10 protein-coding genes are annotated in these 13,923 nt (G+C 38.1%); all 10 read right to left on the bottom strand.

Annotation, left to right across the window (positions count from 1 at the left end):
* Nucleotides 1–19 precede the first annotated feature (19 nt).
* Nucleotides 20–445 carry a 3-hydroxyacyl-ACP dehydratase FabZ gene (gene fabZ / locus E7K77_RS08645; RefSeq protein WP_004695477.1) on the bottom strand — a complete coding sequence of 142 codons (426 nt, stop codon included), beginning with the start codon at nucleotides 443–445 and terminating at the stop codon, nucleotides 20–22.
* On the bottom strand, nucleotides 442–1,281 hold the full coding sequence (gene lpxC, locus E7K77_RS08650) for a UDP-3-O-acyl-N-acetylglucosamine deacetylase (RefSeq protein WP_316691678.1): 840 nt from the start codon (nucleotides 1,279–1,281) through the stop codon (nucleotides 442–444). The genes fabZ and lpxC overlap by 4 nt, the downstream gene beginning before the upstream one ends.
* Before the next feature lie 261 nt (nucleotides 1,282–1,542).
* On the bottom strand, nucleotides 1,543–2,445 hold the full coding sequence (locus tag E7K77_RS08655; protein WP_128114131.1) for a lysophospholipid acyltransferase family protein: 903 nt from the start codon (nucleotides 2,443–2,445) through the stop codon (nucleotides 1,543–1,545).
* Nucleotides 2,446–2,451: 6 nt separating this feature from the next.
* Nucleotides 2,452–3,483 carry a UDP-3-O-(3-hydroxymyristoyl)glucosamine N-acyltransferase gene (lpxD, locus tag E7K77_RS08660; protein ID WP_012864065.1) on the bottom strand — a complete coding sequence of 344 codons (1,032 nt, stop codon included), beginning with the start codon at nucleotides 3,481–3,483 and terminating at the stop codon, nucleotides 2,452–2,454.
* A 30-nt stretch (nucleotides 3,484–3,513) separates the two neighbouring features.
* Entirely contained in the window at nucleotides 3,514–4,041 is a 528-nt protein-coding gene (locus E7K77_RS08665) for an OmpH family outer membrane protein (RefSeq protein ID WP_012864064.1), read from the bottom strand.
* Nucleotides 4,042–4,052: 11 nt separating this feature from the next.
* The gene (locus E7K77_RS08670) at nucleotides 4,053–5,024 is read right to left on the bottom strand and encodes a hypothetical protein (protein ID WP_287509022.1); all 972 of its coding nucleotides are present in this window, start codon (nucleotides 5,022–5,024) and stop codon (nucleotides 4,053–4,055) included.
* Between the two features lie 29 nt (nucleotides 5,025–5,053).
* Nucleotides 5,054–5,542 (bottom strand): OmpH family outer membrane protein, encoded by a 489-nt coding sequence (locus tag E7K77_RS08675; RefSeq protein ID WP_295815511.1) that lies wholly within the window; start codon nucleotides 5,540–5,542, stop codon nucleotides 5,054–5,056.
* A 106-nt stretch (nucleotides 5,543–5,648) separates the two neighbouring features.
* On the bottom strand, nucleotides 5,649–7,817 hold the full coding sequence (locus E7K77_RS08680; RefSeq protein WP_308521198.1) for a BamA/OMP85 family outer membrane protein: 2,169 nt from the start codon (nucleotides 7,815–7,817) through the stop codon (nucleotides 5,649–5,651).
* 176 nt (nucleotides 7,818–7,993) lie between these two features.
* On the bottom strand, nucleotides 7,994–12,283 hold the full coding sequence (locus E7K77_RS08685; protein WP_316589148.1) for a translocation/assembly module TamB domain-containing protein: 4,290 nt from the start codon (nucleotides 12,281–12,283) through the stop codon (nucleotides 7,994–7,996).
* A gap of 178 nt (nucleotides 12,284–12,461) precedes the next feature.
* Complete coding sequence (locus E7K77_RS08690; protein WP_316589149.1) at nucleotides 12,462–13,922, bottom strand: TolC family protein; 1,461 nt, start codon at nucleotides 13,920–13,922, stop codon at nucleotides 12,462–12,464.
* Nucleotide 13,923 lies beyond the last annotated feature (1 nt).

The raw sequence follows: 13,923 nt of genomic DNA on the forward strand, positions 1-13,923 counted from the left end.
ACAATCACTCCTCATTCTATTATACAAGGGCAAACATGTATTCACCGCTAGCGCACAATTTGTCGCCAACATAGGCACGGCCTTCAACCTTGCCCATTTTACCTTTAATTTTAACAATATCTACCTCCATGCGAACTTGATCGCCAGGTTTTACAGGATGGCGGAAACGCACTTTATCAATACCTGTAAACATAGGAGTAAGACCACGATTTTCCTCAGGGTACAATAATGCAATACCACCAACTTGAGCAATAGCTTCAGTCAATAATACACCTGGCATAACTGGGTTCCCTGGAAAGTGACCTTGGAAGAACAATTCGTTGAATGTAGCATTTTTAATGCCCACAGCACGTTTCATAGGTTCTAACTCAACAATGCGATCCACCAAAAGCATTGGATAACGATGAGGTAAAATTTCTAAAATATCTTCGTGATTAAGAATCATGGCTGTGTCTCCCTTATTTCTTCCATTATACTGCGAGCCAATCTTGAATTTAGTTCATGACTCGATTTCAAAGCAATTACATGGCCTTCAATTGGTCCTAATAAGAATAAATCTCCTATAACATCTAATGCTTTATGACGAACTAATTCATCCTCAAAGCGTGGTACAGATAGACATTTCTCATCATCATAGACTAATGCATTATCTAGGCTACCGCCTTTTGCAAGGCCCATGGCCTGTAATTGTTCTAATTCTTTCATAAATCCGATAGTCCTAGCAGACCCAATATGCTCTTTAAAGTATTCTGGTGATACTTCAAAATCACATTGTTGAGTGCCCAGCAACGGATGACTGTTAATAGATGTGAACGTCATACGATAACCATCATATGGCAAGATCACAACAAAACGGTCTCCATCATAAACAGCATGGGATCGAGTCACTTTATATACCTGACGCGGTACTGTTTGTTCTTTAATGCCAGCCTCTTCAATAAGATTGACAAAAATAGCACTACTGCCATCACCTACTGGAGGTTCTGGAGAATCCATTTCAATATAACAGTTATCAATATTCATAGCACTGAACGCTGCCATCACATGCTCTACAGTGAATACCTTTGCTTCACCATTTTCCAATGTGGTAGCGCGCATAGTGTTCGTCACATTATCAATGTGTGCTCGCACAAAAGGATTCCCTTCAATGTCCGTGCGGACAAACACAATTCCTGTATCTTCAGGTGCAGGTTTGAAAACCATATGTACTGGTTCACCGCTATGAAGGCCAATCCCTTGATATGAAACAGCCTTTTCTATTGTTTGTTGTGGCTTACTCATAAGAATGTCCTTTCATAATCCGAATTCACGTTTACTATACACCAATATGTATTATACCCTATTTGCATAGGTGTTACAAGAAATTTACCATATATTACGCTAATTGGAAAGACTATTCTTAGTCTTTAAAATTTTAATAGATTATTTTTAACACTAAGTTATAAGTATAAAATAAAAAGAGATTTCATCCATGCTAGTAGGAATAAGTTTCATCTTGGATATTCCACAATCGCATAAACAAAATCTCTTTAAAATTATTAACTATTGAAAAACATCAGGTGGTGTATCTATTTGTTCACCATAAAAACGACGAGTCCATTTCCAACGGTTATGAAGCCAGAACCAATCTTCAGGATATCGCCGAATATAATCTTCAATAAACTCATTTAGACGAGTTGTTGTTACCGCTATATCACGCTTTTTATCATCCGTGCGTTCCACATAAATTGGTGGATGTGCTTCAATCTCATGTTTCTCAGAAAACGGACTATAATGTATGGTTACAAAAATAATGGGCACATCTTGCATACGAGCCAATACAGCTGGCCCCGCAGCCGTCAATGTTTCATAGCCAAAGAATGGTGCAAGAACACCATCATCACCAGGGTCCTGATCCATAATAAGGCCTAAAAATGCGCCTTTTTTTAGTTCATTAATCATTTCACGAACACCTGTTTTATAGGTCACATGTTGATGCATAATCCGACGATATTCATTGATAAACTTATCGGCATCACCATTCTGTTTCATAGCCACAGAAATCAACGGATACCCTTCAGAAGCAAGAACGGCACCTAGGAGTTCCCAGTTACCACTATGAACAGCGGCTAAGATTGCACCTCGACCATTTTCTAAGGCATCATCTAAGTACTCTCGATTAATAAACTCCACCATATCTTTGTATGCACCATCTTTAATTTCAGGATAGCGCAATACATCAATAATCATACGGCCAAAGCGTGTAGTGCTAGCTTTCGCAATACGTCGAGCTTCTTTAGGATCATCTGTAATATTACAGAATAAAATTTGGCCTATCGCTAGGCGCTTGCGTTTAGGTGGCACCACTAACCACGCAATTTCACCTAGCAATGTACCAATAGCATATTGCAAACCTTTAGGTAATAAGCAAATAAAGGCACTAAAGATTTTCATAAACCTATACATGGATTATTAGCTCTCCTTAAGCTGTGCTTTCAAAGCGTCAATTTCTTTTTGTAATTGTTTTACAGTTTTCACCATTTCTGGCAAACGATTCTCATAAGCAGCCAATTTTAACCACTCTTTATGAGGTCTCATTGGATACCCAGCCATAACAGAATTAGATGGCACATTGCCAGTAATTCCTGTTTTACCTGCAAATTGTACATTATCTCCAATTGTAATATGACCAGTACAGCCTGTTTGTCCTGCAAAGATTACATGATTACCACATTTTGTACTACCTGCAATCCCAACCTGTGCAATCAAGAAACAATCTTCTCCAATCTCAACATTGTGGCCAAGGTGAACAAGATTGTCAATTTTTGTACCGCGACGTACCAAGGTAGATCCCATTGTAGCATTATCAACAGTAGTGCAAGAGCCAATTTCTACATCATCTTCAAGAATAACATTGCCTACTTGAGGAATATGCGTATGAATACCATTTTCTGTGGCAAAGCCAAAACCTTCACCACCGATAACTGCTTTAGCACGCAATACAACGCGTTTACCCAAAATACAGTTTTCATGTACGATAGCACCTGCATAGATATCAGAATCTTCCCCAATTCGTACATTATGACCAATATATACATAAGGTCGAATCGTAACATTATCACCGATAACAGCATTATCATTAATAACACAATAGGCACCAATAGCTACATTTTTACCAAGTGTAACATTCTTACCAATAATAGCTGTACTATGCACTTCACGGGGAACTACAACAGGTGGATGGAATACTTCTAGCACTTGAGCAAATGCGGCTTTTGCATTATCAACTACGATTTGCGCCATCGGTGCATTTTTTACTTCCGATTCAACGATAACAGCACCCGCTTGGCATAATGCAATATGTTCAACATATTCACCTATTGCAAAAGTTATGGATTGTTTTACTGCTTGCTCAAAGCTACGTGTCTCAGTAATGACAATAGACTCATCCCCTATAAGTTGACCGCCTACTAAATTTGCGAGTTCCTGTAAAGTTTTTTCCAAGGCAAACTCCTCCCCCGTGGTAATCCTCAATTATTGTGCAGCTTCAGTTGTACTTGTTGCAGCTTGATCTGCTTGTTGTGCATTTTGCTGAGCATCTTGTTGCTCTTGGGCTTTAGCTGCATTTTCAACTTCTTTGATTTGGTCGTCAGAAGCTTTACCCATTTTTGTAATCAAATCATCAGTTACATCAGAGCCACCACCAACAACAGCGCCTTTCTCAATAATAACATCAAGTTTTTTTTCTTTCACAAGTTCATTGATTTTTTGTTCTTGATATTGACGATATTCTTGTGCTTTTGCATTCGCAAAGGCATTTAATTCTTGATTCGCTTGATTAAATACATTTTGTTTAGATGCTTCATCGGCAGCAGCAATTTTAGCATCTAATTCCGCTTTTTTAGCATTGATTTCTTTAGTAATTTCAATACCTTTTTCAGTACTGTTTGCTACTTTCACGCTATCAACATAACCAACATTATTAGAACCACAACCACCTAAGATAGCCATAGAAGCTACTAAAGATGCACCTAATACTAAAGATTTAATACGTTTATTCATAATATAACTCCTTATTGAACTCGATAGGACGCCTTCACTGCATCAGTAATATCAAGCCCTTTAATATTACCACCATCATCGATGATGACTAAATCTAAATGTTGTTCCTCCGCAATAATTGCTACGCGCATACGAACATCTTCTAAAATGGCCTCATGAAGTGCACTCACTTCAGCTTCTTTATCTGAAAGCTTTTTTGCCCATGTATCATTCCACTCTTGCGCCACAGGCAGGTTATTATTAGCAATGATGGCTTGTGCTTGTTGTTGTACCATGGAGTCTCGTTTCTCAGCTAATTCCTTCTGTAGGGATGCAGCGTATTGATTGAGCTCTTCCTGCCCTTTTTGTTGCATTGGAGCAAGCTCAGCCTGTACCTTTGCTTTAATTGAATCCACATCGAAATCCGATGGTTTTCTCTTAGCTAATAAGTCCTTTAATCTTTCTTCTTTTTTAGCTTTTTCAGCCATAGCCGCTGCTCTTTGTGCATCATCTATATATACACGTGCATCATAGGCATATAAATCTAGTTGAAGGTTTACGATTTCCAGATCATATTCATTAGTACTAACCTTTAACTCAGCTAAATACTTTTGAGTTAATTCATTGCGCTTTGCATTTAATTGCTGATTTAGTTCATTTTCTTTTGTTGCAATACGAGTTTGCAATTCTACCGTAAGAGCATCTGACAAGGTTGAATCCAGTGCAAGCGTTTTCAACTGTTCATCTTGTGTCTCTGACTTGGCATTTAAGGCTTGTTGTTCAAGTTCATATTGACGTTGTAAAAGTTCCAATTCATTTTTGGCTTGTTTATAATCCGCATAGGATGGATTAAACTCTAGTACATCATCAATGCGTACAACACCTATTGACATGCCATCAGGACCCTGTTGGCGATTTGTTACAAAACCATAGGCCCAAACCATAGCACTTATTGCAGCAACGAGAAATATGACTAGTCCTATATATCGTTGTTTCCCGTTCATTGTCGTTCTCCCTTACATAGAACTACAGTTTATTTTTTTGCATCAGTAGCTAGTTTTTTCAATACTTGATCTGTAATGTCAACACCACCGTATAGTACAGTGTCTTTAGTCATAACAACGCTAAGACCTTTAGCATCACCAACCGCTTTTGCAGCCTCCATAGCTTTATCTTGAACGGATTTAGCAATTTCTTGATCTTTTTTAGCTAGGTTTTGACGAGCTTCTTCAGCGATTTTTTGTTTAGTAGCATCATCTTGTGCCGCATCAATTTTAGCTTGCGTTTCTTGTTGTAATTGGCTTTGATAGCTCATATATTCTTGAGCTGCAGAGATATAAATTGGATTATCTTGAGACAACATACGAGATGTATCGATAACCCCAATAGTACTAGTCCCACTATTACTACTAGGCGAAGCCATTTGCGTATAAGCTAACGCACCAATACCAATAATAAAAATAGCAGCAATGGCGATAGAAAAAATCTTTACATTCGCCTTGTTGTTCATCATTCGCATCATAATAGAGTGCCCTCATTTCTTTAAATCACTGCATCAAAGGATGCCATATAGAGATATTGGTGAAAGCCTCTTTAAAAAGAGGCCTTCACCATATACATTTACTATATTAGAATTGTGTACCGAAGCTGAAATGGAATTTATTTTTGTGTTTACCCACACCATAGTCAAGTTTAACAGGACCAATTGGTGTTGTAATACGAACACCAGCACCAACGCCATAGTTAAAGGATTTTTTGCTGTTATACCATGTAACATTAGGTGCATCCCATGCATCACCAATATCACCGAATAACACACCGCTAACTTTCTTAACAATTGGGAAACGGAATTCCAATGTAGCATTGTACATCTTCTTACCACGGAATTGATCATCTTCATAACCACGTAAGGAATCAGCACCGCCCAATGTGAACAATTGGCTATAAGGAGCATCACCTTGGATGAAACCAGCACGTGCACGGAATGCCAATACATTTTTAGCGCCCAATTTCTTGTACATACGAGTTTCAGCTGTGAATTTGTAGAAGTCGAAGTCACCGCCCAAACCATGACCAGCCCATTGTGTAGTATAGGAAATACGGCGACCACGAGTTGGTTCATAGATATTATCCCGAGAGTCGTATACTTTTTGCCATGTTACGGAGTTAATGCGACCGAAGTTATTTTTTACATAGTTGTCAGATGCGAAGTTATAGGAACCATTATCCCAGTTTGTGCCTTTACCCGCATTTTTATCATAACGGAAGCCAGAGCTATCATCATCATCCCATTTATAAGAATCTTTACGGGATTCTAATGTCAAGTAATCACGAGTATATTCCCCAGTTTGACGTCCGAACGAAATATTAAAGCCACGAGATTTCTTATTGTATTCTGCTACTTCATTACCATCTTCATTGTAATCTGTGTATTCATCTTCGCGGTTGAAGAAGGAGAAGCCAAGGGATGTACCTTTGCTATCGATCCAAGGTTTCAAGTAGGAGATTTGGTAGTTCTTATATTTTTTCTTACCACCGATTTCCCAGTGAACTTTAAATTTATCGCCAGTACCACGGAAGTTATCTTCACCGAATTCAACAATACCCATCAACCCATCAGATTTAGAGTAACCAGCACCTAATGTGATGGTACCAGTCTTATGTTCCAATACATCGATTTCAATAATTACATTATTTGGATCTTGTTCACCTGGTAACATACGAACGTTTACGTCATCAAAGAAACCTAAGTTATATACGCGTTCCACAGAACGACGTACCAAGAATTTATTGAAAGGTTTTCCTTTCTTTTGAACAAATTCACGAGTAATAACTTTATCGCGAGTTTTCTTGTTACCTGCTGGAATGATATCTTCTACAATACCTTCAACAATGTGTATATGAAGTACGCCTTGGTCATCTACGCGAATACCATCAACGTGCGCTAACATATAACCATCACGAGCATATGCAGCATTAATACCTTGAACTTTTTGACCTACGGATACAGAGTTAAGAACTTGACCTGGTTGAATGTCCATGAACTTAGTCAATACTTCGGAGGAATATACAGTATTACCTTCAAAGGAAACGCCAGTAGTAACTGGATTTACTGTTACGGCAAAGTCCAATTTTACGCCTTCAGGCACGGAAGTAAATACAGGATTTACTTCAGAGAAGTAACCAGTATTACCAAGATTAGTTACATCTTTAAATACGCCATCAACAGATACAGCATCGCCAACTTTTTCAGTTAAAATTGGCAATAAATTTGCTTGTTGTTCAGCTGTAACGCCAGATATAGATAAACCGGTAATCAATTTACCTACGTATGGATTAACAGATTCTGCACTAGCAGATGTGACATATTGTGCTTCTACTGTTGTAACAGCTTGAGTTTGACCATTTTCAGCAGCCTTATCAAGGTCAGTACCACCAGTAGTTTTAGATACCATTTTTACTTGTTTATCATCAGTTTTTAAAGCAGCATTATTTACTGTAACAGTTCCATCAGAACCTTTTACTACAGTGCCGTCACTAGATATAGTCGTATCACCACGAGCAGCTAAGATAGCCGCATCAGTTTCATCTTGTATAGTTGTAGTAGTTGCATCAGCATTATAAACAGCTTGTGTAGTAGCTGCATCATTTGCTGTAGCAGCATTAGTCGTCGTTGTGCTATTTAAATCTGGAGTATAGCCAGCTTGTACCTCAGCAGCAAATACACTGCCTGTCCCCATGACAGCGGTCAACACGGACGCTGCAAGCATACTTTTATAAGCTTTTGGTTTAAACATAAATTCCTCCTAGAACTCATCCCCATAAAGAGTTTACATCTTATTTATAAAGACTAATAAATCTTTATCATTATAGCATAAATTGCTTGGAATGAGTACTATATTAAACAAATTTTATGAAATTAATATGACTAGAATGTGCATACCTAAGGGGTTTACACATTCTAGCCATACTCTTAAAAGCTACGTGTCCAACGACCACCTATATAATTGTTCCCTTTTGATGTATGCCATCCCGTGAACTTAAGGTTTCGTTTAACAGAATATTCTATACCATATTTATTTTGTTTGTTATTAATACCTTGAGAATAAGTCAACATGACTCTCGGTAATACATATTTACCGATTTCAATATTATAATTACTTGCCGTATCCCTATTGGTTGGCTCATCGGGATCAATTGACCCTGTTGTAATATTGATGCGGTCTAACCCAAGTGTATTTTGTAATGCATCTTGTACATAGCCAAAAGCAAACATTTGAAGCCCTGCTGTAGCCACAGCATTCACATCTTCATTTGTCAAAGTACTACTATTTGAATCTGCACCGCGGCCGAAGGTCAACATGGAAATGATTTGCTTTCTAGACAATGTAGGATTAGAGGACAATGATAAGTCCATATGATCCACTGTCCCTTTTACGCCAAGCATAATAGTGTAATTACTTACATTTGTTTCAGCCTCTAATTGTAAGTTTGGTAAATAAGAGCCACCTACGAAATGGGCATTCCCTTTTGTAATATTAAATACATGGCTCAAATACTTAAACGTGCCATTTCTAACATCGAATTGACCACTAGCAGTTGGATTTTGTAAGGATCCACCAAAATGAACATCGCCACTGATAAACATGTTGTATAAGGTGCGATCATATAAACGTACACCTTTACCCGCATGAACAGTAACATCCACCCCCATATCTTTGGTACTTTCACTAGATTGTAAGGAAAGAGGAATTTTGAATTGAATCTTTTCAAGATTTAAAGTACCAATAAGGGTCGGCAATCCATCTCGGTCAGCAATATAAAGTTCACCATTCAACGGTCCTCTTACATATTCACTGCGAACCTCTAAGTCTTCTAGCTGAACTGCCGCCTTGTAATTAGTAAGAGTATGTCCAGACCAATTTACTTTAGCAGCCAAACCAGCTGAGCCTTTGCCCATATTAATACGGGATTGGAAATCACCTTGTTGACCAGAGAAAATTAAGTCACCATCAATACCAGTAATTTGATTTTCTACACTTGCCAATTTCATCGTACCATTACGTACCGATACAGTACCATATGCTTCAGGCTGATCAATAGTGCCTGTAATGTGAACCGTGCCTTTTAACGGACCTGTTGCCTCCTTAACACTAGTTGTAAGAAGAGGGATAACAGCCATATTGGCTTCGTTAAAATCAATAGTTACATCCATAGATTTGCTATCATTTGCTGGAATATACCCAGATGTAAAGATTGCCGCTAATGGAATCTTACCATAGACACTTAGCTTATACCCACTTTTGGCACCTTGAATTCGTTGAATCTGAATAACTTGATCTTGCATTGTAGCCAATACAAAACCTTCATCAATACCAACACCATTAAAGGACCCCGACTCTATAGCACTGGATAATTCTACTTTAGGATTCTTAGTTTCTCCAGTGATATTCACAACACCAGTCACCCAACCAGTAGCTTGAATATCCTTACCCATAAGTGGCAAGAACGGTACTATATCAACATCCTTTAATGCAACCTGTAAATCTGCTTGACCATCAAGATCCATCGTACCGCCTATTGCAATAAGACCGTCCCCAACAGGTAGTTTCAAAGTTGTAACTTTGAATTTACGATTAGCAAAACTTGCATTGATAGTTGCATCACCAACAATTTTTTCATCAATACTTACATCATTAATCTTGCCTGTTACATTAACACTTGGATTGTCGCGTGTACCTCCAATTTCAACAGAACCATTTAATTTACCATCAATATGTTCGTTGGACCGGTCTAGCAAGGTTAGCAAATTCTTTACGCTACCATTAGTAACATCTAATACACCAAATAGTTGTCTACTGTCATCAAACTTCATACCACCTTTAACAGCATAGCGACCACCATCGGCTTCAGCAAAGGTGAAATCTTGTACATTTACAACCGATTTATCTGCATAAACACGACCATGAATATCATTCAACAATTCCCCATTAACTGATAAGGCATCAGATGAAATATAGCCATTGAATTGAGGGTTATCCATAGATCCAGTAATTTGCCCTCGACCAGATAGCAACCCATCAACTTTGTAACCCGTATTAATGAGCAATCTGCCCATATCAATATTTTTACCTTCAAAATCAACATTAATTGCTTCTTTAGATACTGTACCTCCACCTGTGATAGTTGCACCATAACCTTCAATATCAAATCTATAAAGTTCTAATGTATTATTCTGATAGTTATATTTTACAAATGCATTAGTCACGAGTTTTCCATAAGCAGAACCATCCCACAAATGAGCACGCCCTTCTATAATCGGATTTGCAGCCGTTCCTGTAATATGATTATCCGTTTCAAACCAACCCGTAATAGGAACATCTGTAACAGTACGAATCACATTTTCAATACGAGCAGTCCGAGCCCTAGCATTTAAATCTAACGCATCCGTATCAAGATTATACCAACCATTAACATCATAGCCCCCATCGCCATCACCAATATGTCCGTTGGTAATAGTGAGAATATGGTTATCTAGCTTAATATCACCATGGATATTATTGAATCGAGCCCCTTTATAATGTACCTCTTGACCCCATACAGTGCCCGTTACATTTGGATTATCTACTATGCCTTTTATCGCAAAAGAAGTATTTAAGGTGCCATCAACATCTTGACCAATAATAGGACTTAATGCGGTCAACGGCAATGCATTACCTGAAATAGTGGCATCTATGTTACCATTCTGGATATAGCCATACCCGCTAAGCGCCCCATCCCCCATAGTACCTACAAAGGTTATGTTTGTACGATTATCAGCATGCGTAAAGTTAGCTTTTGCAGTATCAACCACAACACCGTGAATACCTATTTGGCGACCTTCAACAGCGCCTACGGCATCTGTAACTTGATTATTTTTTCCTAAAATGCGAATCTCACCATCGATATTACCTGTAATCGGTGTGGTCATATCTTTTGTGAAAGTGCCTAAAGGTAAATCTTGAGTATTTATAATAGCATCAAAATCCCCTGTATCAGCTACATATTGACCCTTAATCTTTGCGCTACCTTCACCTATAGACAGGTGCGCATCATCAGTACGAACTAAACCGTTATCATATACGATATTCCCTTGTAAACGATCAATATAGTAACCTTTATAAGAAATACCATCACTAGCAATCGTTGCATCTACACGAGGGGCTACTGTCGTACCACCAATATGTGCACGCCCACCTACAATGCCAGTAACACCGACATCTGTTATCGCTTCTAAAGCTACTTTATCGGCTACAACATTAAGATTTAAATATTCTTCATCTTTACCCAGTGTAACTAATCCATTGATCTTTGCTACTTGATCATTTACTCTCCAAGAACTACGACTAATAACGATTTGATCATTATTAAGCATAATGCGACCCGTACCATCGGTAATATTATAAATTGTATTACCCCGTTTATAAGTGCCGGTTAAGCCTTTAAAGCCTACATTACCACTCATGATATATTTGCCATCTTCACTTTTAAGATTTAAATGTATATCTTGTAATTTACCACTCGTTACAGATAACTCCTTACGAAGTGGAACAAAACGCATAATACCAGCTGTATCAATTTCGTTAGCTTGTACAAAGAGATCAAAATTAGATACATTGTTCATATCAATTTTGCCATTCATGGTAATTGCGGAACCATCTACATCCGCAGTAAAGGCGCCTTTAGACATGCCACTCATATTAAGCGCCATGGTTCCATCAAGATTTTCTACATTTCTCTTTATTCCATCTTTAGTACGTAGAGCTACACGACCATCATTAATAGTTACAGAGCCATCAAAAGTACCCGACTTATTTGGATCGGATGGTTTTACTAACTTAGTTATACTCCACGACCCATCAGCTAGTTGCCATATATGAAAATCTGGCGTCTCGACGATTACACTAGAAATAGCCGTAGCCCCTGATGTGTTGCCACCAATAATCTTCGGTAAAGAAGATAATTTAACTCCTACAGCTACCTCTTGAGCAGTTCCAACTAAATGTCCATCTCTATCTTTGATAGTTACATCTGTTAGAACAACATCACCATTCCAATTAATTCGGAGAGAATCATAGTCTATAGAACCGTTTATGACATTATTTACTTGTTCTTTAACCATAGGTGCAATGTAAGTTTGAGCCATAGGATTAATGCTGGCACCAACAATACCAGATAAACCTAAAATCGCTGCACCGATAAGGAGCCACTTTTTACGGGTCATAATGATACTCCCATACACATTATGAATAATATAAATATATATACTAATCTTACCACAGACACAGTAATAACTATAGTATTTTCAGGATAAATTTTATAAAACCTATCAATAACACTCATTATCTATAATGCCCACTACAAGAAAAAAGACGACCAAAGTCGTCTTTTTAAAGATCATATTATTGATTGCCGCCTAGTTTTGACAATTGTTCAACAGCACCACTATTAGCGATAACTTCAGCACCTTGACCTACAGGTGTAGACAATGGAACGCCTGTTAATTGTTCAAGAGCCGCAATGCTAATATTGTAATTGTAAAGAGCTTCTACATAGTTATTACGAGCTGTTGTCAACTTAGTTTCTGCATCAAGTACATCAAGGTTCGTACCAACACCTGCACGGTAACGAAGCGTAGCAATACGGAAACTTTCATGACCTTGTGCGACTGCAGTTTGTGTACTTTGAATTGTTTGTTCAGCAGCTCGTAAATTCAAGTATGCTTTTTGTACAGCTAACAATACAGCATCAACAGTTGCCAAATTAGCTTCTTTTGCTTGTTCAAGTTGTGCATTTGCTTTTTTAATAGCATTTTGTGTTGCACCACCATCCCATAAGTTCCAAGTAGCACTAGCGCCAACACTCCAGGACTTTGTGCTTGTACCAAAGTAACCATCTGGATCACCATAGCCACGACCAGCTTTTACAGCAACCGTAGGCAAATAACCGGCCTTAGCAGATTTTACAGCTTCTTCTGCAGATTTTACATCAAGAGCTGATTTAACAAGAGCGGAACGATGAAGCATAGCATATGCTTTCGCTTGCTCCAAGGTTATATTATATGGTTTATATTGTAAATCACGCTCTGCTGTAGTAATAGCTGTTTGTGCAGGGTATGCAATAACTTGATTTAAGTTCGCCTCTGCTAAATTTGCAGCATTTTGCGCTTTTACAAGAGATGTTTGAGAATCATCAAGATTTGTTTTAGCTGCCAATACGTCGGAGCTCGCCACTAAACCAACATTATACTGTGCCTCTACATTGGTTACATGACCTTGATAATCTTTAACAGCTTGTTGTGCTACATCTACCATATTGCGGCTCATAATCAATGTATAATAACCGTTAAGAGCATCATATTTTGCTTGTTGTAAAGCCTCTTCATAGCTAGCACCAGTACCTTCACGAGTATAACGTGCAGAATCAATGCTCGCATCAAGTTGTGGATTGAATACAGGCGCACTAATGGAGAAATTATGACTTCCAGATTTGCCACTACCTGTGTCACCGCCCGTTTTTTGAGCACTCCAACCATAACTAACACTTGGATTCTTACCAGCTGCTACTTGGCTTACTGCAGATTTAGCAGCTTCATAACCCCATTTAGTTTGCTTAGCTGTACGATTATTAGCTAATGCTAAATCAACCGTACGGGCTTCGTTTAAAGCTAATGTACGTTCATAGGTTTTACTGTCTAAAACAGATTTTTCTGCTAATTGCTTTTGTGTTAATTGAATAGCTTCTTTTTGATATTTGCTTAATTGGTCTCCGTTGTTAACGGATGTAGTTACTACATCAGCCGCGAATGCACCAGTAGTAACTAAAGAAAGCATTACACCTAAGGAAAGAACCTTTTTATTCATA

This window comes from Veillonella parvula, assembly GCF_032577575.1.
Classification (GTDB): Bacteria; Bacillota; Negativicutes; order Veillonellales; family Veillonellaceae; genus Veillonella.

Coding starts and splice junctions, on each gene's coding strand:
- fabZ (WP_004695477.1), bottom strand. CDS start 445: ATGATTCTTAATCACGAAGATATTTTAGAAATTTTACCTCATCGTTAT.
- lpxC (WP_316691678.1), bottom strand. CDS start 1,281: ATGAGTAAGCCACAACAAACAATAGAAAAGGCTGTTTCATATCAAGGG.
- E7K77_RS08655 (WP_128114131.1), bottom strand. CDS start 2,445: ATGTATAGGTTTATGAAAATCTTTAGTGCCTTTATTTGCTTATTACCT.
- E7K77_RS08665 (WP_012864064.1), bottom strand. CDS start 4,041: ATGAATAAACGTATTAAATCTTTAGTATTAGGTGCATCTTTAGTAGCT.
- E7K77_RS08670 (WP_287509022.1), bottom strand. CDS start 5,024: ATGAACGGGAAACAACGATATATAGGACTAGTCATATTTCTCGTTGCT.
- E7K77_RS08675 (WP_295815511.1), bottom strand. CDS start 5,542: ATGATGCGAATGATGAACAACAAGGCGAATGTAAAGATTTTTTCTATC.
- E7K77_RS08680 (WP_308521198.1), bottom strand. CDS start 7,817: ATGTTTAAACCAAAAGCTTATAAAAGTATGCTTGCAGCGTCCGTGTTG.
- E7K77_RS08685 (WP_316589148.1), bottom strand. CDS start 12,283: ATGACCCGTAAAAAGTGGCTCCTTATCGGTGCAGCGATTTTAGGTTTA.
- E7K77_RS08690 (WP_316589149.1), bottom strand. CDS start 13,922: ATGAATAAAAAGGTTCTTTCCTTAGGTGTAATGCTTTCTTTAGTTACT.